Source organism: Spirochaetae bacterium HGW-Spirochaetae-1 (assembly GCA_002839375.1).
Classification (GTDB): Bacteria; Spirochaetota; UBA4802; order UBA4802; family UBA5550; genus PGXY01.
Genome location: PGXY01000001.1, coordinates 257,971 through 281,773, shown reverse-complemented (window position 1 = coordinate 281,773; position 23,803 = coordinate 257,971). Strand labels below are relative to the sequence as shown.

Sequence of the window (23,803 nt, the reverse complement as noted above, 5' to 3'; positions counted from 1 at the left end):
CTTGCCGGACACATCGGATCATACTTTAATATTCGATATCTTTAGAGCAATTCTATAGTACTTTAGTGCAGAAAAATGCCGTTCTTACCATGAATGAGATCAAATCACTCATTTTACCGTTCCCGACGCAATCCGGTGCCCGGTCGTGGGAAATAAATATTTTTATTGACAAATACCCGTTGACCAACGCTGTTAATTAATTTATTATGGGTGCTTAAAAACTGACCATGGGTTCCCGTAGCGGGACATTCAGGAGCCCCATTAATTCTTGATTCATAAATAATAATGCCATTAAAAAAACAAAATAAATTCAAATCTATAATCAAACCCAGAAAAACACCCTATGAAAAACGAACAGTCCAATGAAATCAAACCGAAATTCAAGTATTTCAATTCCATCGGGAAAATAATACTGATATTTTTTATCGGTTTTTCCGTCTATCTTTTTATTTCAACAATGATGATGATTTTCCTTACCAAATCATCACGGGAAATAAAGGTTCCCGATGTTGTGGGAAAACAGTTTACCGATGTGTATAATTCTCTCATCAGGAAGGGAATAACACCGGAAATCAAGTTCTATGATGTCACAGACATCGAAAACGGCATGATTCTCAACCAGTATCCCGAAAACGGCACCATAATAACCGAAGACACTCCCCTGAAACTGGTGGTGAGCAGAAGCGGGCGATCTATTGAGGTGCCCAACCTCATTGGCTCGAACCTTCCCATTGCGAGAAACAAGTTGAAAAACATGCAATATCACGGACGGTCCGCATCCATCAGCACCGGGATCGTATCATATATCCCGTCACAAAAAACGGCTGAAAATATCGTTATTTCCCAGTTTCCCAAGGCCGGAGATACCATCACGCCCGACAGAAAAGTCAACCTCCTCGTTTCCGCCGGGAGTATCAAAGACGACGGCAGGATTCCCCCGGTGGAAGGACAGTCTATAGATATCTGTTATGATCTGCTGACGGCAAAGGGCATAACAATAATTCAGGATATCGCGGAAACCGGGAACCAGGGTAACAGCGGCATTGTATTGGCCCAAAACCCGCCGAAGGGCAGCCCGCTTACTGCCAATGCCGTGATCAATCTGAAGGTAGCCTGGTATCCCCTCACCGAACATCCCTACCACGCCTATGAAAAGGTTGATTATACCATCGACGAAGATCAGGGTGAAGGACTATATGAAGTTCTCATCGACGACAATGATTCGAAACGCATCCGTTTTTCCCGGAAAATGAAATCAGGGCAGAACATCCGTTTCATCTATCATCGCACGGGAAACGCCAGGATTTCCATCATGAAAGACAAAAAGGTGATCCACATCATGGGAGTTTCCGTTGAAGAATTCGACTAAAATCGATAATAAAACCGTTTCAATTTCCCCGTCAATTATCGCAGCTGACCTGACACGCATGAGTGAAATTGTTTCGGGAATGGACCCGGAGATCATTGACCTCGTGCATATGGATGTAATGGACGGAAATTTTGTCCCTAATATCACCTTCGGTCCGGCATATATAAAGGACCTGTCACAGCACACCCGTATCCCCCTGGATGTTCATCTCATGATAGAGGAACCGGAAAAAAGCATACAGTCCTATATCGACCTGAAGCCCTGGTGCATCACTATTCACTACGAAAGCACGCGCTTCCCTGCCCGGCTTCTCAGCCTTATAAAGGAACACAATATCATTGCCGGGCTCTCAATCAATCCGGCGACGCCGATAGAAACCACCTTTGATCTGCTCCCCTATGCCGATATGATTCTCATCATGTCCGTCGACCCGGGTTTCTATGGACAAAAATTTATGAAAACCGCCCTGGGAAGAATTGAAAGACTCCAGGCCCATAGCCGGAAGCACTTTCCTGAATTGCTGATTCAGGTTGACGGCGGAATCAATGCCGATAATATTGCCCCGGTAGTCCAGGCAGGAGCACGAATCATTGTAGCCGGCGGGGCAGCCTTTAAAAATGGTGATGTAAATACAAACGTTCAGGAGTTGAAAAATAAGGCTCCCATACTATGATCTGAGAGACTCGCCGTTGCCGGTAACATCCTGTCATACGATGCAAAAACCGCCTGCCGCCGGGCCATTTAGACACTGATTCTCACATAATAACAGTCAACACCAATCCATTATATTGATGTTTTCTAACATAAACAGCATATATTAATTTAAAACAGTGAATACTTTTATGTTGACAAAAAAGGCACCATAAAAATAATTTACTCCCTAACTATATCAGGAGGTACACATCGTGGCCGTTAAGATTCGCTTACAAAGAGTTGGAACGAAAAAGAAGCCATTTTACCGAATTGTAGCAGTAGACAGCAGGCAGAAACGGGATGGCGGAGTCATTGATCAGCTGGGTCAGTACCAGCCCATTATTGACGGTAAACAGTTTATCATCGATGAGGAAAAAGTAATGGGTTGGCTTAAAAATGGAGCACAGCCGACTGAAACTATACTTACTCTTCTCAAAAAAGAAGGATTATGGCAAAAATTTAAAACTGCGAAATAACTCATCGGGAGGCAGTGATGAACTATAAGGAACTCGTGGGGTACATGGTTAAGTCGCTTGTGGATAATCCGGATCAGGTTGAGATAAATGAAATTGAAGGCGAAAAGTCTACAATTCTGGAATTGAAAGTAACCAAGGAAGACATCGGCAAGGTTATAGGCAAACACGGCCGTATTGCACGGGCAATCAGGACCATTATCAATGCCTCTGCAACGAAAACAGGAAAACGCGTGGTACTGGAAATACTTGATTGAGCAGAGAAGAACACTATTTACGTATAGCCGTAATAATGGGAGGCCATGCCCTCAACGGCAGGTTGAAAATAAATGTTATTTCCGACAATCTCAACCGTTTCAGAAAGGGAAATCATATATTCATATTTGAAAATAACGATTATAAACAATACACCATAGAAGAATTCAAACAGTTAGCTGATGGAGGAAGAATTTGCCTTCTTAGAATAAATGGTGTCTTTGACAGAACCGCAGCCCAGGCTTTCAAAGGAAAAGAGATTTTTATAACACAACAAGAAGCTGAAGAGACAAGGGACCAGCTTGAAGAAAATGACTTTTATTATTTTGACCTTGTGGGATGTGAAGTTTTTTTAGATAATAAAAAATTTGCCGAAGTAACCGACATACTTCAAGCCGGTTCCGGTGAAATACTAATAATAACTGATAATAAAGGGAAACAGTTAATGATTCCCTTTATCGATTCAATGGTGGACACCTCGCGGATCAAAGAAATGCGGTTGGATATTTATCCCATCGAGGGGTTATTTGATATTTAACATTTACACGCTTTTTCCTGATTTCTTTAAAACACCGCTGGAGACAGGGCTTCTTGGTAAAGCTATAGAGGCGGGGATACTATCAATACACATCGTTGATATACGCGCATATTCCGATGATAAATTCAAAAGATGTGACGATTATCCCTATGGCGGCGGTTCTGGTATGGTTCTTCTGGCGGAGCCACTTTTTAAGGCTCTTGAAGAAAATAAAAAAACGGGGACAAAGACGCTTCTCACATCGCCGGGCGGAATAGTACTGGATCAAAACCTTGTCAAATCCCTGGCGGGAGAAATGGAGATCAGTATAATCTGCGGTCACTACGAGGGAATAGACCAGCGGGTCATCGAACGTTACGTTGACAGTGAAGTATCCATCGGGGATTACATCCTCTCAGGAGGAGAGTTCGCGGCGCTGGTCATAGTAGATGCGGTTTCACGATATATTCCCGGTTTTATGTCAAACCGCAATTCTCTTGAAGAGGAAAGTTTTGAAGAGAATTTGCTGGAATATCCGCAGTATACCAGGCCTGAAACGATTGAAGGAATGGCTGTACCCGATGTTCTGCTGAGCGGCCATCATGTAAAAATAGCGGCATGGAGGCTGAATGAGAGTATTGAGAAAACAAGAAGGGTTCGACCTGATTTGTATAAACGATATATTATGAAAAAACTAACAGGAGAGTGATAGCAATGGATATCATGCAGTTTGTTGAAAATGAAATAAAGCCGGTTAACCGGAACATGAATTTTGAGATAGGTGATACCGTACGTGTACATTACAGGATCGTTGAGGGGAACAGGGAACGAATTCAGATTTTCGAAGGCATTGTCATTGCCGTTGATAATAAAGGTCTGAGCAAAACATTCACGGTAAGAAAGATATCCTTTGACATAGGAGTGGAACGTGTATTCCCCTTATATTCTACAAGGATTGCCAAGATAGAAGTGGCCCGTAAAGGAAAATCCCGACGCTCCAAGCTCTATTTCCTGAGAGAAAGGAAAGGCAAGTCGGCAAAACTCAAGGAAGACAGAATGAAATCCATCGGTGACAGAGGGGTCTCGGAACCAGTGGAGACCGTTGCGGAAGCGCCTGCCGAAACAGGCACTGAAACCACGAATGCCTGATAGAGCATGACTTCAGGATTTTCTTCTGAACCACAAAAAGCGGACCATTTGGAGTCCGCTTTTTTATTGAACCCCTCCTTTGCCCTTGAACTGGATCTCATCTCCCGCGGGTACCATATAATTGCCGGCGTCGATGAGGCCGGCCGCGGCGCCCTTGCCGGTCCGCTTTCCCTTGGATTGACCATGTTCAGTACGGAATTCATCCATAATCCCGATAAAATATTTCTAACCGGCATAAATGATTCAAAACTGCTAACCCCGAATAAAAGGGAAAAGGCCCTGGCCATTATCGGAAGCCGGTGTCTTCTATCCACGGCAACCATGGTATCGCACCGCATAATCGATTCCCTGAACATAAACGGCGCCACGGAATTTGCACTAAAAAAGCTCCTGAGTGGTATATCCATTAAACCCGACATTGTAATCATGGACGGCAACTTTAAGTTTGATATCGGCATGCCCTATATGGCTGTTAAAAAAGGGGACAGAAAATCACTCTCAATTGCATCGGCATCCATTGCCGCCAAGGTTGCCAGGGATCATATAATGGATAAATTTGAGGATATATATCCCGGATACGATTTTAGAGGAAACAAGGGATATGGCACGCGCCGGCATTGTGAATCACTAAAACTGAAGGGGCCCTGTCCGATTCACAGAAAGAGCTATGAGCCCGTAAAAAGCCTGCTGTCCCTGGAGAGGAACCGTATCGAGCTATGAAAATCGACAGTGGCGGTATTATCAGGATTCCGGGAAAGCGTTCTCTCTCGCAATTTCTCAGCACCATGAAGGAAGGCGCTGAAATTCCCGCCAGGATTGTCCGTCGCTTCGAAGGGAAAGAGGCCCTTATAGATCTGGGAGGTCAAAAAATCCGCGCCGAATTTCTGAAGGGGCTCCCGGGGAGCAACCATCTCATCCTCATCCTCGATGAAAAAAAGGATGATACCTATTTTTTCCGGATTACCGCGTCAGTCAGCCGGGAGGGTCACCTGGATAAGATCAGGGATTTCCTGCTCTCAGGCGTAAGCGAAAACCTTAAAAATACCGGCATCCTCAATGTAAACAGGTATCTCAGCGGCAACCCCGCAGGAATTTTTGAAATGAACCTGTTCCTTCTCAATCCCCGGAAGGAACCTTCTCCAAGGGGAAAAGGGCTGGCCGAACTATTTAATGCGATGATATCCCGCGGCATCAACTCAGTTCATGTGCAGACAATATCCGCCATTCTCTTAAGCCTTAAACTGGACCCGGCTCTTTTGATCCCCCTTTTGAGGCTGCTCCGCCAGGACGGGGATGACAGGGATCTCCCCTTTTTAAACGATCAAAATGCAACTGACGAATCCATTGATGAAATATTCGATGCAGTTGATACCCTGGATGAAAAACCGCTCAAGGATAAACTGATAGGCCTCATGGCCGAAATCTTTCAAAAAAATGATGATTCCTCCGATATCTGGGAGCTACCCCTCCCCTGTGGAAAAGACATAATTCCTTTACGGTATGCCGGGGACGCCAATTCCTGCATTGTTGCCGCTGATTTCTCCCGGTTGGGGAAAGTTGAGATTCTTGTTCAGAAGGCATCGGGCGCCCTCCACATTACGGTTTTTACCGATTCACCCGCCGCTGAAAAGCAGCTACGTGATTCGGGACAGGAATTAATGGCACTATTACCCGATGCCGGTATAAAATTTTACTACAGGCAGAGTATAATTGATAAATTAGTTGAAATTAATTCCTATTATGCAGTAAATAGTCAATTCGATATTAAAATTTAAGAATTCTATAAATCATCACTAAGATTTCCCTTATGTATGAAAGCTTTTAATTATTTATCTGGATATTGTAATGGACAGAGGAATCGCTTTAGAATATACTGGTGGGCTTCCCAGGATTATCGCCGTTGCACAGGGCAGATTACTGAAGAAACTGCTGGAGATTGCGGAAAAAAACCGGATTCCCATATATAAGGATGAAGATCTTGCCGGGATTCTTTCCCGTCTGCCTGTGGGAAGTGAAATACCGGAAGACCTCTTTAGGGCCGTTGCTGAAGTGCTTGCATATTGTTACAGGGTCAATAAATGCTTTAAGGACAAAGTGGATACAGGATTATTTGAATAATGGCTGAAATGAGAAAAGTTCCCGTTGAAGATCTGAAGCCAGGCATGATCTATGACCAGCCATTATATGTGGACAGCAGTAACATGCTCGTGGCCGCCAATGTGGCCATTCAGGAAAATGACATTAAGAAACTCATGACCTGGGGTGTTTCAGAGATCGAGACGGCCGGGTCCCTTATAAATGAATCAAAGGGCCTCTCCAGTATCGACAGCGGAAAGAAAATAGTCGAGGAGTATAACAATCTCCTTAAAAAACGAAAACAGCTCATCGGCATCCATCAGAAGGCCCGCAAGACCGTTGAAGAAGCCTATACACACATCCGGCGTGAAGAACCTTTTGAATTGATTGATATTGAAAATGCCGTCATTGATATTATCAAAATACTCATAGAAAGCAGGAATGTTTTTCTTTTCCTCTACGGACTCGACGAGGGAAAGGACTACCTGGTTACTCATTCCGTCAATGTGACGTTTTATTCGCTTATCATGGGACTGGCTCTTAAATACCCCATGAAAACCCTGAAAGAACTTGGCATTGGAACCATGCTGATCGATTCAGGCATGGTAAAAATGCCCGTCTATATCATTCACAAGCAGTCAAACCTCACGGAACAGGAATTCAAACAGATCAAGACCCATCCCCTCCATGGCTACAAGGCTATCAGGCAATTGGGACAGCTCAATGAACGAATAGCCAATGTGTGCCTTCAGCACCATGAGCAGTTTGATGGCAAGGGATATCCCCGAGGTCTGAAGGGAAATGAGATAAGCGAATTCGCCCGCATTGCCTCCATTGCCGACAGCTACGAAGCACAGATTTCAAAAAGGTCATATCGGCAGAGGGTCTTCTTTTATCATGCCATGAGAAACCTTCTTTCCAGCGGGGTGAACAAATTCGACCCCGTAATTCTCAGGATTTTCCTGTCGCAGATGTCCGTATATCCCGTCGGATCAATCGTGGAACTCAATGACAGCACAAAGGGTATAATAATCGGGTCCATCCCGGAAAAACCCCTGCGTCCCATCATCAAGCTCATTTTTGACAAGAGCGGCAACCGTGTCCAGGACACCGTTATCGTCAACCTTCTTGACAAGACATCCCTCTACATCATCAAGGCCCTGGATGAGTCCGAGGTGGGCATCAACATTTTTGACGTTCTCTGATCCCTCTCTTCCCCGAATTAATTTCAATTTCACCCGTCTCTGACCGTATTATTCTCAGCAAGTCCGGGTTATTCTTTGCGCCGTGTATCAATACCGGCAAATTGAACTTCCGGCACACCACGGGGAGAAAATACTGTCATGGACAACAACCGGGAAACGGGAAAAAACGGCGAGGATGCTGCTGCAATATTTCTTATTGAAAGGAATTTCATCATCCTGGAAAGAAATTACCGCTGCGGGCGCGCCGGGGAGATGGATATAATTGCACAGAAGGAGAACCTGGTCATTTTCGTCGAAGTAAAAAGCAGGAGCACTCCTCTCTACGGAGGAGCGCTCTTCTCCATCAGCGGAAAGAAAAAGAAGTCATTGAGATTCATCGCACATCATTTTATCAACCGATGGCATTTCCCGGACCATACTATATTCCGTTTTGACCTCATCGCCATTGAACAAGGAAATATTCTATGGGCCCGGGATATACTGCGGTAATCCTATCACTTCATGCCCGTTATGGAAAATATTTCTATCGGTTTTTGTTTACCCTTCACGGTTATGGGCTCCAGTTTTTTCCCCTTGAATTTACCTTTCGGCGCCTTGGTCATTATTTCCTTGGAGACCAGCACCATGCCGGGGCTTGCCTGTGAGCAGAGACGTGCCGAAAGATTGACGGCATCACCGATCGATGTATTATCCATCCTGTCCCTGGACCCCATTCTGCCATGGACTACATCACCGCCGTGGATTCCAATTCCCACATCAACGGTGAGGGCTCCTTCTGCCTTTCGTTTTTCATTCAACTCTTCAATCGCCCTCACGATTTCCACAGCGGAAATCAGGGCCTGTTCATGTTTATTTTTACCGGAAAAAACAGCCATGACCTCATCACCGACAAATTTATCGATATCACCATTGTTCCGCTTTATAATCTGGGCCTGCAGATCAAGGTACTCATTCAGGATAGCGACAACATCCTCGGGCTCCATCTTCTCCGACATGGCGGTGAATCCGCGAACATCGGAGAAAAGAAAGACCAGGTTCTCCCTTTTCCCACCGAGCTCTATCTCATCGAGGCCTTTTTTCTCGCGGATCATTGAAATAGTCGATTCAGAGACAAACTTCTGCATGTGCAGCTTTTCCCGCAGGTGGTTAATCATATTGTTAAAATCCCGGCTCAGGAGGCCAAACTCGTCGTGGCGCTCGATATTGAGTTCAACACCCAGGTCCCCGCTGCGGACACGATTCATGCCGCCGGAAAGAACTTTTATAGGCCTGACCATCCCCCTGGCCGTTGACCGGGAAATGGAAACTCCCAGTACAAGCATGAACACACCGGCAATAATGATATACAGGGTCATCCTTTTAACGGGACCGAGAATGGAGGCCTCGGTGAAAACAATCTCAATGACACCGACCTTGACGTCAAAAAATGTGAAGGGACTTCTATATTGGTAGCAGGGAATGACGTTCTTTTTTTTATCGGTATATAAAATTTTCTTCTTCTCGTAAGTCTGCAGTGTATTTATTTCATCAAAGAGAGATTTCGGAATCCACTGTCCGCGGCGGTAGCTTTCCGTATGAGCGGCATAGGCGGTTTTCCTTTCCGCCAGCTGCCCGCTGAGATCATAAACCGCACAATACACCAGTCCATCAATATTACGCAGGGACAGCTCCCTTACCATATCCTGCAGTATCAATGACCTCCTGAACGGTTTTTTCTCCGCGGTCAGAATGGTCTCCGATGAAGATATATTACCGGCAATGGTCTTACACAGACGGTCATTGGCATCAAGCAGCGCACTGTTGGACATAACAAAAAATATGAGGGCAAAAAGTGATATAATAAACATGAGCAGGACTGAGATGATCAGTCCCCATCTGAATTGTATGCCACCCCGGTAAAGCAGCTTCTTTAAAAACTCAAAACGATCGATCAGGTGATATACCTTTGATTGAAAAGCGCTTTTATTCATGACCGTTGCACTCCTCCTGTTCCTCTTTGTCTTTTTTCAGTTGCCGTAGTATGTTTCCCGTCATGTCAATAAGAGTTTCTTCCTTGTTGATTTCCGGATCATCGAGAACCGATTCCAGCAGTTCATGAAGTATTTTACCTATAATTGGCCCCGGTGCAAGACTAAATTTTTCCATAATGACATAGCCGTTGATTTTAAGATCCTTAACCGTTATGGCATTCTCTTCTTCAATAATTTTTTCTATTCTTTTCTGAAGCTTTTTAATTGGAGCGGGAAGTCCCTCCCTTGAACCATTGCCCTTCCGGTCCGCGAGCCTTAAAACCAGGAGTTCGTCTATGTTCTCAACGCCCACCTTTCTCATGAAACGCCGCACCGCTCCGTCGGTCCAGTCATCGGTATAATGAAACATGTGATTTGTTATCAGGTTATTAACCCGGTCAACTGCTTCGTTTGAATACTTAAGCCTCTTCATGATCCGCCGGACCATGCGGGCCCCGATTATTTCGTGGTTGTAAAAAGTAGCCTCTTCATCATTGCCGACTCTCCTGGACGGAACCTTGCCTATATCATGGAGCAGCGATGCTATCCTGAGCATCAACTGGTCCCTGGGCGCCGCATCGCAGGAATAGATGCTGTGATAATACACATCATAAACATGAAACCTGTTCTGCTCTACTCCATGACACTGGGCGAGCTCCGGCAGGAACAATTCCAGGAGGCCCGCCTTCCTTAAATATTCTATACCGACCGAAGGCTTTTCAGCCTCCAGTAATTTATTCAGTTCATCCCTCACCCTTTCCACCGATACCTTTTTGGCGATATGCAGGGTTTTCGGTATGGCCTCAAAGGTTGCAGCGTCGATCTCAAAATTAAGCTTGGCGGCAAAACGACAGGCCCGGTAGGTCCTCAGGCCGTCTTCACTGAAACGCTCAATGGGATCACCGATGGTCCTTATTATACGATTCCCGAGATCCTCGAGACCATTGTTGTAATCAATGACCTCCTCTTTCAGGACATCATAGGCCAGCCCGTTTATGGTAAAATCACGCCGTTTCACATCCTCTTCGAGGGACTGGGAAAACTGCACAGACTCCGGTCTTCTTCCGTCAATATACCTTCCATCGGAGCGATAGGTTGTAATTTCAAACGACCGGTTTCCCGATAGCACGGAGACCGTTCCATGTTTTATTCCCGTGGGAATGACACGACGAAACATTTTTATGACCTCGCCGGGAAGTGCATTGGTGGCAAAATCAAAATCGTATATCTCGTGATCCAGGAGGAGATCCCGTACCGATCCACCCACGAGATAACATTCAAAGCCATTATCGATAAATCGGGTGACAATACGGGTTATCTCTTCCTTTTCTTCCTCAGGCAATGTAATTTTCAATGTATGCATAAAACCAACTTGTTTTCTTTATTGTCAGCGATACCTGATGAAATGAAGTGAACTATCAGTCAAGGAGCTTTTTCAAATTATTTAATTTCCGATCCGGCAAAAGGTCTGGCTGATACAGGTAATGAAAGCCCTGATTCATGATTATGAGGCGTGCCTGCCTTATAAGAGTCATAGGCACTGACGGCAAAAAAATAGAGCACTGAGTTTCTGATCACAGGATAGGTAAGTAGCCGGCGACGGTCCCCGTTTTTATTCTCATCGATAATATCATTATCAATCTCGATTTCTATGAAATTGGAGCCCGACAGGCTGTTATTTATTTCCTTTCCTTTAATAGTGGAAATAATTCCATCATACTGACCTTCCCTGACTCCATAGTATATCCTGTACCCCGCGAGATCAAAGTCCGTATTTTTTTTCCATTTGATTTTAATAGACCGGTCACGTGTTTCAACAACCTGCAGCAATTGGGGAATAGTGGGGGGCATATCAAGCTTTATATCCATCCTGACATTCATGAGTTCCGGGGAAGCGGTGCCATCGGGAGAGACGATGAGATGGGCGCGCCACTGATAGAATTTTCCCCGGAGATACTGGCCGTCTTCACCTTTCATGAGGTACATGTTCCTCTGATCACGGGTCACGCGGTACCACCGTGGCTTTAAATCGCTTTCATAAAAGAGATCATCGGAGAGCCTGAATTCAAACCAGATAAAGGTCTTTTCGGGCAGCAGGGAATCCCAGGAAAAAAGCTGCACGCCGGTGCCCGTATTGTCGAATCGATACACCGGGCTGGTGATCATGCCCTCCGTATTATAAGGAAGCCGTCCTATGACACCGAGATTTTTATAATTCTGCAAAGCAATGGCGGTCCTGTATGCAAGATCGTCAATATGCGTGTAGGTGATCCTGAACTCATCAATGAGACCGATAAAACTCCTGCCCAGAACAGCCACGGGGCTGTCAAGACAGGTATGCCCCCCGTCATCATTTCTTTCCCCGAATACAGCCGTATAAGGACCATTACAGGGTGTCCCATCGAGGGTAATGTACCGGACCTCCTCTTCTTCTCCATTAAGAAATTTTGCCAGCCTGCCGCTGATCCTGTCATAGCTCACAGAAAAATGATACCACTTATCCCTCTGCACCTGCTTTCCTTTCAGGAGCGATATGGTCTTCCGTGATCCGTCGGGAGCCTCGAACATGTCATGGAACTGGCACACCACCCTGCCGTTTCTTACCAGGATTTCAACGCCCTGCCTTCCGCCGGTAAAATGACCGATGCGGGAAAATATGACACTGCCGTCCACCAGGGCCCTGGACTGGAAACGGAATTCAATGGTAAAGGAATCCAGATCACCGCATCGGCCCAGCCAAAGATCCGATGTGGTTTCCAGTTCCACGCGATGGCTTTCCCTGAAAAACTGGGCGCAGCCTCCACCCAGTTCACCTTTGTTTTTTACCGATATATAATCGGCGTAGCGTATTTTATATCGTGCCGTATCATCCTGCAGGAGTCTGCCGGCGGGCTTGTTGAAGGAAAGGACATTGTCCACTTTTTCAGTAATCCTGTCCTTTTCATAGGTCAGGTCCGACACAAGATACCGGTTGGTACCCGTCTTGTCTTTTTTCATGGTCACATTATAGAGATTCTTTGCCGGAACCGGTCCGAATACGATGGACGAGGATGTATCCTGTATGGGAAATAACAGCAGCAGTGTGGAAAAAATGATTCCGCCCTGTATGAATTTTATTTTAGTATTTTTCATCGGCTGTCCGCTGTCTCCTCATAATGATATTCCCGCTACCTGCATCCCTCGCTTTCTTCCAGGGCGGCAATTTTATCCACCCTGCGCATGTGACGCCCCCCCTCAAAGGGAGCCTCGAGCCAGCGCTTCACAATTTCAAAAGCCAGATCCTCTCCAATGACCCGCGCCCCCAGGGCTATGACATTGGCATTATTATGCCGCTTCGTCATCTCCGCCATAAACCCGTTGAAGCAGAGGGCTGCTCTGACACCCCTTATTTTATTCACCGCGATGGAAACACCTATACCTGTACCGCAGATGACTATTCCTCCATCTACCTTGCTGTCCCGGACCCGGAATCCCACCTCCGACGCAAAATCGGGATAATCACAGGATTCCTCGGTATAGGTTCCCACGTCCTCAAACTCTATATCGGCAAAATGGTCCATTATGGCCTTTTTTAAACGTACACCGGCATGATCGGACCCAATAGCAATTTTCATTCCATCCTCCATTTTAAACATACTATTAAACTGTATCTGCGCCTCTTCAGGCGCATCGCGATAATAATGATGATAATATAGAAACAATTACCAATATACACAGAAAAAGATTATTTGTGACTAACAAAACCATCAGGGGACGTCAATTAACTTTTCATCATGCCCGGTTAAAGAAAATGGATGAGATATGCCAATGAAAAAAAAATTCATCCCCTTGAAAAGTTATTAACAATATCTAAATTTTGACAGAAAATTTTATTTGTCTGCATAAATATTATTACCTGAAAAAAAATTACCGTTATGCTATCATTCAGGTCTATATGCATTTTTTAGTATTCTATCTCCTGAATGAATCAGGACTTACTATTTTATGTCTCATAACAGGACGACAAAAGCCTGATTCAGTCATTCCGGAAGTATAACGCTTCTGTTATTCGGGAAATTAATTGAGGAAATTAATGTACCAGCATTGTTTATATGTTGATAGTGTGGATAACTTTGTGGATAAGTCATTAATTTTAACTTGACATATAGCTTCTGTAAAAAATATGGCTTTGATTTTTACGTGTTATGTGTTCATTATTATAATTATGTGTATATTTACAGCCTGTTCAAATCGTAAATATATTTAATACCCTTCATGGTTAGATCACGGTCAACCATGACTTCCCGATCCAGATGTTCCGCTACAAGAGCGGATAGTCCTCCCGTAAATATGATTTTGAATTGCATATCATACTGTTTTTCAATCAATGTGATTATTCCCGAAACCAGCGATATCCATCCGTAGAAAAAACCCGATTTAATGGCATTGACCGTATCTTGAGCCACGAGGCGATCGGGCTTTTCAAAGGTAACTGGAGGCAGGTTGGAGGCGTATTGTGACAGGGCTTTTATCGTGGTGTTGATTCCCGGGGCAATAAGGCCTCCGTCAAAAATCCCGCCCTCGAGAAGCACGCAGAAGGTTGCTGCGGTACCGATATCTACAATAATGCAGGGAGCCCCGTATTCCCTGAAAGCGCTCTCGGCATTGACAATACGATCCACACCGAGCTGTGAAAGATCCTTATACCGCAGGGTAATTGCCAGATTGCTAAGGTGACTGATTCCCATGGCCTCAAGGTTAAACAGCAGGCGTGCCGCCTCATCATAAACGGAATTTATTTCAGGCACCACGCTTGAATATGAAAAGCCGTTTATCTCCGAAATATTCCCGCCTTCACGGGGTCCCAGGAGCCGCCGGATCTCACCGGCCAGCTTTGACGTGGAAGTTCGTTTATCCGTATCGAAACGGAATGTTTCATCGGGACGGGGCGACTCGTCTCGATAAAGACCCATTACCGTGCTGGTATTGCCTATATCAAATCCCAGTATCATACCTTGATCCTGAAATCACCCAGCCGCTTGATAAGACCATCGTTCTCAACGCGGTTGAGCAGGGGGATAATATATTTCCGTGAAAGACCTCCCGTGGCATCCTTGGCATCGGTGACCATAATCTTTTCCCGGTCGTCAAAGAGGGACATGATCTTCCCCTTCAGGTCTTCATAGACCTGGTGGTGATAGAGGATATTTCCGTCGAGACTCACGATAAATCCCAGTTTGACGAGATCGCGGACGTCCTTTTTCACGACATCATCCTTCAGCTTATCCAGTTCCATGCCGCCGGCTCCTTCCTGGAGAAGCTGCTGAAGTATCTTTTTTTTCCCCACCGAAAGAGCATCCTCGGTTATGGCATCTCCGGCAAAATATCGGCCGTCCTTCTCTATCACGGTATGGTTCATCAAAATTATGGGCATGATGAGACGGGCGAATTCCGGATTCAGCGAAGCGCCATGGGATATTTCCGCAAGATTCAGGCCCACGCCCTTATTAATGACATCAACGGCGAGACTAATGGAGCTGTTGCAATAATCGGTAAGAACGATATAGTCATTCAATACCTGGATGGTGCCTTTTTCCGCCAGACTCTGAATAACTTTATCAAGACTCTTCCGGCTTTCGGGGAAAAGGGCATAGGCCGTTTCACGTTTCATCCACTGATATACTGAAAAAATGAACTCAACTATTCTATCGCGGTTCCAGTTTGCAAAATCAGCAACAGCGCCCTTTACCAGCTTTTTCTGATTCCGGCTGTGGAACTCGGGCAGGAGAACCCTCCCCCCGCCGATAATGCGGTGCCCTCCCGGGCTGGTCATGACAAAGGGCTGTCCCGGATAGGTAAACCATGGCTCCTCGAGTTTGATCCGGGCGGGAAATTCCATGCTGTCCACTTCGTCAAGGAGTATCATCTTCCCCTTTACGGCCGTGGTGCCGATAAGCACCTCTATTCCCAGGTTGTTTTTTATTTCCTTCTTTGTATCAAGAAGCTGGATGCCGGCAATGATGTCATTGGAACCGGTAAAAAAATTATCGCGCACCACCACGTATCCCCGTTTCACTTCATCCACGGATATCCCCGAAAGGTTCAGGGCCGTGCGCTGCGAGGGATTCCCCTCCTGCAGGGCCGTGTAATGGCTCTCGATTCTTTTTATGCGGGCCTCTTTTTTAACGGGAAGTATCTGTACTGTTTCATCCTCCTGGAAGATGCCGTTTTTCAGGGTACCGGTTATAACCGTGCCATAGCCCTTGGAGGCGAAAACGCGGTCTATAAAAAGATAGGGCTTGCTGGCATTGGAGGCTTTGGTAAGCTTGCGGAGATTGACCACAATGGCCTCGCGCAGTTCCTCTATGCCCGTCCCCGTTTTTGACGACACCTTCATGACATCGGAACCGGCAAAACGCGTTGCTTCGAGCTTTTCACGTACCTCCTCTTCCACGAAGCTGATCATTTCTTCATCGGCGATGTCGGTCTTATTGAGAACGGCGATGAGGCGTTCCACTCCCAAAAGCTGCAGGACCCTGAAATGGTCCTCGGTCTGGGGCATCCAGCCGTCATCAACGGCCACCACGAGAAGGGCCAGGTCGATGCCCCAGGCGCCCACCACCATGTTCCGGATGAAACGTTCGTGCCCCGGCACGTCTATGATACTCACGGTGCCGAAGCGGGGATAGTCGATGCTGGCGAAACCGATATCGATGGTCATCTCCCGTTCCTTCTCTTCCGGAAGCCTGTCGCAGTCCGTTCCCGTAAGCGCCCTGATGAGCGATGTTTTGCCGTGATCGATATGTCCCGATGTTCCTACGATATACATGTCAGGACTCAACTTTACTACTGAGAAGATCGTCAATGCGCCCGGCTATGAGGTCCGTATCGCGGTCAAAAACGGTCATAACATCGAGCATAAAGCGGCCGTCCGTAACCGTACCGAGAATAGGAACCTTCCCTTCCAGGAAAAAAGCAGCTACATCGTCGGGTTTCATCATCGGGACATCGATACTTATGCCCGTGCTGACTATTTCCATGGTGGGCAGCGCTCCACCTCCGAAGGTGGCCCTGGTAGCTGTTTTTCTGCAATATTCGCTTTTACGGGAATTTTTGACTTTACGCAAAATTGATGAGGCTCGGGCTGATATGGTTTTCACATTTTGATGAATGATGTTCCAGAGGGGAATGCCCTCCTGCGTTCCCTTCTCGTATTCCAGCAGGGTTTCCTGGAGGATGAAATAGGTTATCTTGTCCACGCGAAGCATACGCATGAGTGGGTTTTTTTTCAGTTTTCCGATAAGATCTTTTCGACCGATTATTATCCCTGCCTGGCATCCACCCAGCAGTTTGTCACCGCTGAAACAAATAAGGTCAGCACCCTGCTTCAGCTCGTGGGAAATCGTGGATTCAAAAGGCTGCGGCAGCCCGTCATGGGAAACCAGGTTCCCGCTTCCCAGGTCGCGCGCAAAAATAACGGAATCGCTTTTCAGCGTGGCCAGTTCCTTCAGGGAAGGGGCATCCGTGAAGCCCTGGATGCGATAATTTGACTGGTGCGCCGAAAATATCATGGAGGTCCTCTCCGTCACGGCATGGCGGAAATCATCCAACTCGGTGATATTAGTGGTTCCTACCTCCACAAGATGCGCTCCCGACTGGTGCATTATATCGGGAATCCGGAACCCGCCGCCGATCTGGATGAGCTCTCCCCGGGATACGATGACCTCTTTACCGCGGCTGAATTCATTAAGCATGAGAAAAACACTTGAGGCATTATTGTTGACTATCAGGGCGTCCTCGGCACCGGTAAGATCGCAAAGCAGCGACTCGGCAAAACCACCCCGCTTGCCCCTCCGCTGTGTGGGGATATGAAACTCCAGGTTGCAATACCCCGATAATGTCTTTCCCATTTTTTCGAAAATATCTACGCCCAAAGGAGACCGGCCCAGGTTGGTATGGATAATGACCCCTGAACAGTTAATGACCCGCTGAAGCCTTTCCTGTGACACACGCCGGCAGGCATGAACAATTTGGTCCGCCAGTCTGTCCAGGCCTGGATTTTCACCCCCGGCTATACTTCTCCTGAAATCATCGATAACACCACGGATGATTTTCACCACGGTGCCATGGCCCAGGGTATCATGAAAACAAGCGATCGTCTCGTCTTGCAGCAGTTTTTCCACCTGGGGGATGTTTCTCAGTATATCCTTATTCATATCCATTGTAATCCAGCCGGCACTCTAACATGAAAGGAATGGAAAAATAATTCCACGGAGGAGGAGAGCATTTGACAACATCCTCCGTATTCAGGAATAATAACGTATATGCGGAAGGGGCAGGAATCGAACCTGCCGCTGCAATAAATTACAGCCTACGGTTTTGAAGACCGCGGATACCACCAGATACCATCCTCTTCCCTTTTTAAAAATTTTAAATAGCATGCAATCCAGTATATATGTGTCAATTCTTTTAAGCCATCAGCTTTTTCTTAAAACAGGTATTTTTTTTATAATCATCTTTTTTAAATTATTTGCAACCCTTTCAGGGTATGTCCTGTCTTTTGGTATGAATTATGCGTTTATAACGTCTTGAGATCATAGATATATTACCCTATTTAAAAAATTATAAAAATAACAAGGAGAACCCCCATGACATTCATTATTATTGCATTGGTTCTACTCATCAGCGGTATTTTCGGTTTTCAGCTCATGGAAGCCCTTCAAAACTATTGATACAACAACCCGCTGCAGCAAGCAGAAACCGGTATTTTTAACCATACAATTAATTATTGACAATCGGTAACGGATGTTACATGGATAATTATCACGATGCATCGGGAAATTTTATCATCAGGAGTTTATAATGGAAGTCGTTCCTCCAACAGTTGTACAGGTACTCGTTTCAATTATCCCCATTGTGGGAATTGTCATGGGGAGTACCGTTATCTTTTTTTATCTGTACTGGAATCACCAGCAAAGAATGCTTATGATAGAAAAAAACATGCTGAAAAAGAAGGATTTTGATATTGATTCGTTCAGCATATTTTCAGGTCTTATGCTTTTCGGGGTTGGTATAAGCCTTGTAATTTTCTTTCTTGTTAAAGATGGGTTCAGCTACGGTGTTCTCAGCGGACTGATACCACTTTCCATAGGTGTCTGTCTGATTATCTTTTTTGTTTTAAGAATAACACTGTTGAAAAACAGCAATGAAACATGATCAGAGCACTGATGAGCATATAGTAAAAGAGGTCCTGCAGGGAAATACAAATATTTTCAGAATACTTGTAAACAGATACCAGAAACAGGTCTTTAACATCGGTATGCGTTTCCTCAGAAATGAGGATGATTCCTATGACTTTGCGCAGGAAGTATTTATACAGGCTTACCAGAAACTTTCAATGTTCAAGGGATTGTCGCCCTTCCGTTTCTGGCTGTATAAGCTGGCTTACAATATGGGAATCAATAAAGTCAAAGCAAGGAAAGATATTCGTGACCTGGAGAATATCGACCTGGTTTCAAAGGAGAAAAATCCTGAAGGTTCTCACATCGAGACAGAGATCAGGAAGATTCTCAAAAATGCTATCAGGGAATTGCCGAAGCAGTACAGAATTTGTGTGGATTTTTATTTTTTTATGGGAATGAGTTATGCCGAAATAAGTGAAATAACACAAATTCCCGTAAATACAATAAAATCCAATGTATTCAGGGCGAAGAAAATATTGCATAATGGTTTAAAGGGGACTATTGCGGAGGAATATGATGAAATGTGAAAAAACGATGGAAAAATATCTTGAGCAGGATGACTACACACATCTTCCCATCATGCTGAGAATGCACCTCATTTTCTGCAGGCGATGCAGAAATGACATCAGGCTGCTCAGCGACACCATGGACTATTTCCAAGAAACATCGCCCTTCCGCATGGACAGAGATATCAGCGAATCGGTCATGAACCGCATTTTCAAACTTGAAGAGAACTACTCCCACACCATGTCCAATTTCAAATGGCTTGCCGTGGGTTCCTTTATTATTCTGAGCATTATGGCCCTCCCCTTTAATCAATCATTTGCCTGGATGAAAGGACATTTCGGCGGCAATCTGGAAATACCTCTCACAATCGTCATGGGAGTGGGAATAACCATCTATGTATCTCTCTTTGCCGGAACTCACCCCGAGGTCTTTCCGCACCGGGAAAAAATCGAACGCTTTATTCATTGGATTTTTTCCTGACACCCCCGGTTGCATAAGATACAGAGCCGCAAAAAGTGCACCCCGGCGAAGATAATCAAGCCGCCCATACACCGAAGGCCGCCACCCCTGTGAGGAGTTTATAATTTTTTATCGTTTTAAAAAGTTACACTCCGGGTGATTCATCGATTCCCGGCCTCCGGCAGTGGCACCGGAGTCCGATCTCCCTGCAAAAAACTCTTCAAACTCTTATTTTGCAATTGACTATATATTAGTGATGATGCAGAAGTTACCATGAAACAGCATTCGCTGTATCCTGTTTAATTAATTTCAATCAAGAGAAATCAGATCAATGAAACATATCAAGCATGTCATTATATACACCATAGTCCTTCCCTGCATTATCGTGTGTGCATCTTCTCAATCCGCCCGGGCTCAGTATCTCCAATCACCCCTGTCCTACGAAGGCGGAAGCGACGCACGCATCTACAGCAGCGACACCATTATGCTGGAAAATACCATCATTGACGATGCTTCGGGGATACAGCCCATGGGCGGCCTCAACATTGATACGACCTACATGTACTCGCCATATTTCATGATCCTGTTCCTCGGCATGGAATATTCGCTTGCCGACTTCTGCCAGATCGGCTTTACGCTCCCCTATATATTCCGGACGCTCACCTACTCAGGATCCGACTACCATAAAAGGGGTTATGGCGACACCATGATGGATGTTTCATTTTTTTTCAATATCATGAAAATTCTGGACAGCACTACTTCAATAAAAATGACCTTCCCTACAGGAGACCCCATGGCGCAGGACGGGTCATACGTGGTACCCACGGGCTACGGCGCATTCACCTATTCCCTGCTTGAATCAGTGTCGTATAAACTGCCCGATTCCGTTACCAGGCTGCCTTTCCGGTTTTTTGCCAATTTCGGCTTCACCTACTATTCCGAAGCGGTCATTGAAAGCAGCTCTACCACAAGATTAATTATTGAAGACGGTATATCCTTCTCCTTTCTGCTGGGCGCGGAATACACTATTTTTGATTACTTAAAGGCTCAGCTCAAGTTCAACCTCCTTCACATGCCGGGAAGCAACTACAAAATATCTACCACGGGCATTGGATCCACGGACTGGATAGAACGGAACGACAAAATTACAGCATCGGACATGATTCTGGCCATAAAATTCAATATCAGGGAGTATGTTTCAGGATATATTAGCTTTGTGCTTCCCATGATGGAGGTCAAAGAAGATGCTGTTCCCGATGATTTGAAACGAAAATGGAAGATACTCATGGGCTTTAATAAAACATTTTAACCCGAATCCTCATCGGAAAAACCAATATTAATTATCGTGGCGGAATTACACGTATCGAAACAATTAATTCGGCCGCTATGAAAAAATGCTTGTATTAATTTTCTATTTTTTAGTATTGTCAAACCGTATAGCTATCAAAACTAAAAATTAAATTATGTTTTTGCTATAAAATTTTTAATAGATTTACGTTTTAAAATATATGTCAGATATAAAAATACATGCAAAACCAATATACGTTTCTGCCCATGCTGAAACAGAACAGGTGAATGTCTCTGATTGTTCCTCCAGAGACATGTATGCAGATATTAATACTGATAAATCCATTGTATTGCGGTAAGGAATATCATCTGATATTCCTTTTTATTTAACAACAGACAAACATCGCGCCGTTATACAATTACAATGTCTTAATCATTTGGGGAACCGGTACAGACATTGCACCGGCCCCGGCTTGACAGGATACTACGGGAATTGCCTGAAATTCCGTTTCATTTTCTATTTCGCCGGCAATTGCCACGTATATAAACTCTATCAAAATCTTTTCGGAGGTATCAGATGGGAGAAGTTAAACTTAAGGATATCTATCCCGTTCCAGACTCGTTTAGAAAAAAGGCTTATGTAAATAGCCGTGAACAGTATGACAAAATGTGGAAAGAATCTGTTGAACAACCCGAAGTTTTCTGGGGAAAAATTGCCGAGGAATACATCACCTGGTTCAAAAAATGGGACAAGGTTATGGATTGCAGCTATGGCGATTCTAAAGACAACCTCTGGGTAAAATGGTTCGTAAACGCCAAAGTAAACGTTTCCTACAACTGTCTTGACAGACACCTGGAAAAACGCGGCGACCAGGTTGCCATCATCTGGGAAGGCAACGAGCCCAGCGAAACCAAAAAATTCACCTACAAGCAGCTTCATACTGAAGTATGTAAATTTGCTAACGTCCTCAAAAAATACGGCGTTAAAAAAGGCGATCGTGTTACGTTCTATCTGCCCATGATTCCCGAACTGGCAATAGGTATTCTTGCCTGTACCCGAATCGGCGCAATTCACTCCGTAGTATTCGGCGGTTTTTCCGCTGAAGCCCTCAGGGACCGTGTTAATGACTGCGACAGCCGTGTTATCGTTTCCTGCGACGGAACTTTCCGCGGAGCAAAAGCTGTTCCTCAGAAAGCCAATTCTGACAAAGCCATCGCGGAATGTCCCAAAGTCAACCTGCACATCGTTGTTAAACGTGTAGGCGACAAAATCCAGTGCGACTGGAACGACAAAATTGACAAGTGGTATGAAACAGAGATGGCAGCGGTTAGCGCCGATTGCCCCGCAGAAGAAATGGATGCGGAAGATCCTCTATTCATCCTTTACACATCAGGTTCGACAGGCAAGCCTAAGGGTGTAATGCACACCACCGGCGGCTACCTGACATACGCTGCTTTCACCCACAAAATGATTTTCGATTATCATGATGGTGACATCTACTGGTGTACAGCTGACATAGGCTGGGTAACAGGACATACCTACATCGTTTACGGTCCTCTGGCAAACGGAGCAACCTCGATCATGTTTGAAGGTGTTCCTTCATATCCCGATTTCGGCCGTTTCTGGGCAGTAGTTGAAAAACACAAGGTTGACATTTTCTATACCGCTCCTACCGCCATCCGCGCTATCGCGAAAGAAGGCGATTCTTGGGTTGACAAGCACAACATTAAATCACTGCAGCTCCTCGGATCTGTTGGCGAGCCCCTCAACCCCGAAGCATGGAACTGGTATTACAACAAGATCGGCCGCGGCGAGTGCCCCATCGTGGACACCTGGTGGCAGACAGAGACAGGTGGTATCCTTATTACTCCGCTTCCCGGATGTATTGATATCAAACCTGCCATGGCTACCGTTCCCTTCTTTGGCTGCGATCCCGTGATCGTTGACGACGAAGGAAAGGAGATTCCCTGGAAAAAAGGCGATCAAATCTCCGGTAACCTCTGCATCAGGCAATCATGGCCTGGCCAGATGAGAACCGTATACGGAGATCCCGATCGTTTCTATACCAACTATTTCTCACAGTTCAAAGGAATGTACTTCACCGGTGACGGCTGCCGCAGAGACAAAGACGGCTACTATCAGATTACCGGTCGTGTTGACGACGTTATCAACGTTTCCGGTCACCGTATGGGTACCGCGGAAGTTGAATCCGCACTCGTATCACACCCGAAAGTTGCTGAATCTGCCGTTGTTGGATATCCGCACCCCATCAAGGGTCAGTCCATCTATGCCTTCGTAACACTGAACTCAGGCGTAGAAAAAACTGAAGAGCTGAAAAAAGAGCTTGTCGCTACTGTTAGAAAGGAGATCGGCCCCATCGCCACTCCCGACATCATCCAGTGGGCAGACGCTCTTCCCAAAACCCGTTCAGGAAAAATCATGCGACGTATCCTCAAAAAGGTTGCCGCTGGTGAATTCGAAAAGAGCGGAATGGGCGACACTTCTACTCTTGCCGACCCATCAGTTGTTGATGTACTGATCGACGGCGCAAAAGTAGCCCAGGGCAAATAATTACGAATCAC

Annotated in this window: 24 protein-coding genes; 17 read left to right on the top strand and 7 right to left on the bottom strand. The window is 45.5% G+C overall.

All coding sequences use genetic code 11. From position 1 onward, the window contains the following. Nucleotides 1-343 precede the first annotated feature (343 nt). The 12 genes from CVV44_01245 (at nucleotide 344) to CVV44_01190 (ending at nucleotide 8,226) form a co-directional block, all read left to right on the top strand. Nucleotides 344-1,369 carry a hypothetical protein gene (locus CVV44_01245; protein ID PKL41288.1) on the top strand — a complete coding sequence of 342 codons (1,026 nt, stop codon included), beginning with the start codon at nucleotides 344-346 and terminating at the stop codon, nucleotides 1,367-1,369. Then, nucleotides 1,353-2,042, top strand: coding sequence for a ribulose-phosphate 3-epimerase (gene rpe / locus CVV44_01240; protein ID PKL41287.1), 690 nt, complete (start codon nucleotides 1,353-1,355; stop codon nucleotides 2,040-2,042). Before CVV44_01245 ends, rpe begins: the two co-directional genes overlap by 17 nt. 232 nt (nucleotides 2,043-2,274) lie before the next feature. Further along, nucleotides 2,275-2,538 carry a 30S ribosomal protein S16 gene (locus tag CVV44_01235; GenBank protein ID PKL41286.1) on the top strand — a complete coding sequence of 88 codons (264 nt, stop codon included), beginning with the start codon at nucleotides 2,275-2,277 and terminating at the stop codon, nucleotides 2,536-2,538. A 17-nt stretch (nucleotides 2,539-2,555) separates the two neighbouring features. Beyond that, on the top strand, nucleotides 2,556-2,792 hold the full coding sequence (locus tag CVV44_01230; protein ID PKL41285.1) for an RNA-binding protein: 237 nt from the start codon (nucleotides 2,556-2,558) through the stop codon (nucleotides 2,790-2,792). After that, nucleotides 2,789-3,328, top strand: coding sequence for a 16S rRNA processing protein RimM (gene rimM, locus CVV44_01225; protein ID PKL41284.1), 540 nt, complete (start codon nucleotides 2,789-2,791; stop codon nucleotides 3,326-3,328). The genes CVV44_01230 and rimM overlap by 4 nt, the downstream gene beginning before the upstream one ends. Further along, complete coding sequence (trmD, locus tag CVV44_01220; GenBank protein ID PKL41283.1) at nucleotides 3,318-4,016, top strand: tRNA (guanosine(37)-N1)-methyltransferase TrmD; 699 nt, start codon at nucleotides 3,318-3,320, stop codon at nucleotides 4,014-4,016. Before rimM ends, trmD begins: the two co-directional genes overlap by 11 nt. A gap of 14 nt (nucleotides 4,017-4,030) precedes the next feature. Next, nucleotides 4,031-4,456 carry a 50S ribosomal protein L19 gene (locus tag CVV44_01215; protein ID PKL41442.1) on the top strand — a complete coding sequence of 142 codons (426 nt, stop codon included), beginning with the start codon at nucleotides 4,031-4,033 and terminating at the stop codon, nucleotides 4,454-4,456. Between the two features lie 6 nt (nucleotides 4,457-4,462). Further along, nucleotides 4,463-5,176 carry a ribonuclease HII gene (locus CVV44_01210; GenBank protein PKL41282.1) on the top strand — a complete coding sequence of 238 codons (714 nt, stop codon included), beginning with the start codon at nucleotides 4,463-4,465 and terminating at the stop codon, nucleotides 5,174-5,176. Next, nucleotides 5,173-6,231: a hypothetical protein gene (locus CVV44_01205; protein ID PKL41281.1), complete on the top strand. Its 1,059-nt coding sequence runs from the start codon at nucleotides 5,173-5,175 to the stop codon at nucleotides 6,229-6,231. Before CVV44_01210 ends, CVV44_01205 begins: the two co-directional genes overlap by 4 nt. Before the next feature lie 70 nt (nucleotides 6,232-6,301). After that, the gene (locus tag CVV44_01200; GenBank protein PKL41280.1) at nucleotides 6,302-6,574 is read left to right on the top strand and encodes a flagellar biosynthesis protein FlhB; all 273 of its coding nucleotides are present in this window, start codon (nucleotides 6,302-6,304) and stop codon (nucleotides 6,572-6,574) included. Next, complete coding sequence (locus CVV44_01195; protein PKL41279.1) at nucleotides 6,574-7,737, top strand: hypothetical protein; 1,164 nt, start codon at nucleotides 6,574-6,576, stop codon at nucleotides 7,735-7,737. The genes CVV44_01200 and CVV44_01195 overlap by 1 nt, the downstream gene beginning before the upstream one ends. A gap of 138 nt (nucleotides 7,738-7,875) precedes the next feature. After that, entirely contained in the window at nucleotides 7,876-8,226 is a 351-nt protein-coding gene (locus CVV44_01190) for a YraN family protein (protein ID PKL41278.1), read from the top strand. A 5-nt stretch (nucleotides 8,227-8,231) separates the two neighbouring features. Here CVV44_01190 and CVV44_01185 read toward each other — a convergent pair whose 3' ends face one another. The 7 genes from CVV44_01185 to CVV44_01155 all read right to left on the bottom strand — a co-directional run bounded on the left by CVV44_01185 (nucleotide 8,232) and on the right by CVV44_01155 (nucleotide 17,947). After that, nucleotides 8,232-9,707 (bottom strand): hypothetical protein, encoded by a 1,476-nt coding sequence (locus CVV44_01185; protein ID PKL41277.1) that lies wholly within the window; start codon nucleotides 9,705-9,707, stop codon nucleotides 8,232-8,234. Next, on the bottom strand, nucleotides 9,700-11,109 hold the full coding sequence (locus tag CVV44_01180) for a poly(A) polymerase (protein ID PKL41276.1): 1,410 nt from the start codon (nucleotides 11,107-11,109) through the stop codon (nucleotides 9,700-9,702). Before CVV44_01180 ends, CVV44_01185 begins: the two co-directional genes overlap by 8 nt. Before the next feature lie 77 nt (nucleotides 11,110-11,186). After that, on the bottom strand, nucleotides 11,187-12,878 hold the full coding sequence (locus CVV44_01175; GenBank protein PKL41275.1) for a hypothetical protein: 1,692 nt from the start codon (nucleotides 12,876-12,878) through the stop codon (nucleotides 11,187-11,189). 35 nt (nucleotides 12,879-12,913) lie between these two features. Next, nucleotides 12,914-13,360 (bottom strand): ribose 5-phosphate isomerase B, encoded by a 447-nt coding sequence (gene rpiB, locus CVV44_01170; protein ID PKL41441.1) that lies wholly within the window; start codon nucleotides 13,358-13,360, stop codon nucleotides 12,914-12,916. Nucleotides 13,361-13,960: 600 nt separating this feature from the next. Continuing rightward, nucleotides 13,961-14,737 (bottom strand): hypothetical protein, encoded by a 777-nt coding sequence (locus tag CVV44_01165; protein PKL41274.1) that lies wholly within the window; start codon nucleotides 14,735-14,737, stop codon nucleotides 13,961-13,963. Then, nucleotides 14,734-16,554, bottom strand: coding sequence for a selenocysteine-specific translation elongation factor (selB, locus tag CVV44_01160; GenBank protein PKL41273.1), 1,821 nt, complete (start codon nucleotides 16,552-16,554; stop codon nucleotides 14,734-14,736). Before selB ends, CVV44_01165 begins: the two co-directional genes overlap by 4 nt. Nucleotide 16,555: 1 nt before the next feature. Further along, nucleotides 16,556-17,947, bottom strand: a complete 1,392-nt coding sequence (locus tag CVV44_01155; GenBank protein ID PKL41272.1) for an L-seryl-tRNA(Sec) selenium transferase — start codon at nucleotides 17,945-17,947, stop codon at nucleotides 16,556-16,558. 640 nt (nucleotides 17,948-18,587) lie between these two features. On the opposite strand from CVV44_01155, the gene CVV44_01150 reads away from it, so the two are divergent. The 5 genes from CVV44_01150 (at nucleotide 18,588) to acs (ending at nucleotide 23,792) form a co-directional block, all read left to right on the top strand. Beyond that, nucleotides 18,588-18,941, top strand: a complete 354-nt coding sequence (locus CVV44_01150) for a hypothetical protein (protein PKL41271.1) — start codon at nucleotides 18,588-18,590, stop codon at nucleotides 18,939-18,941. After that, the gene (locus CVV44_01145; protein PKL41270.1) at nucleotides 18,931-19,494 is read left to right on the top strand and encodes an RNA polymerase subunit sigma-24; all 564 of its coding nucleotides are present in this window, start codon (nucleotides 18,931-18,933) and stop codon (nucleotides 19,492-19,494) included. The genes CVV44_01150 and CVV44_01145 overlap by 11 nt, the downstream gene beginning before the upstream one ends. Beyond that, the gene (locus tag CVV44_01140; protein PKL41269.1) at nucleotides 19,484-19,954 is read left to right on the top strand and encodes a hypothetical protein; all 471 of its coding nucleotides are present in this window, start codon (nucleotides 19,484-19,486) and stop codon (nucleotides 19,952-19,954) included. The genes CVV44_01145 and CVV44_01140 overlap by 11 nt, the downstream gene beginning before the upstream one ends. Nucleotides 19,955-20,264: 310 nt before the next feature. Continuing rightward, nucleotides 20,265-21,242, top strand: coding sequence for a hypothetical protein (locus CVV44_01135; protein PKL41268.1), 978 nt, complete (start codon nucleotides 20,265-20,267; stop codon nucleotides 21,240-21,242). A gap of 555 nt (nucleotides 21,243-21,797) precedes the next feature. Then, nucleotides 21,798-23,792, top strand: a complete 1,995-nt coding sequence (gene acs / locus CVV44_01130; GenBank protein PKL41267.1) for an acetate--CoA ligase — start codon at nucleotides 21,798-21,800, stop codon at nucleotides 23,790-23,792. Nucleotides 23,793-23,803 lie beyond the last annotated feature (11 nt).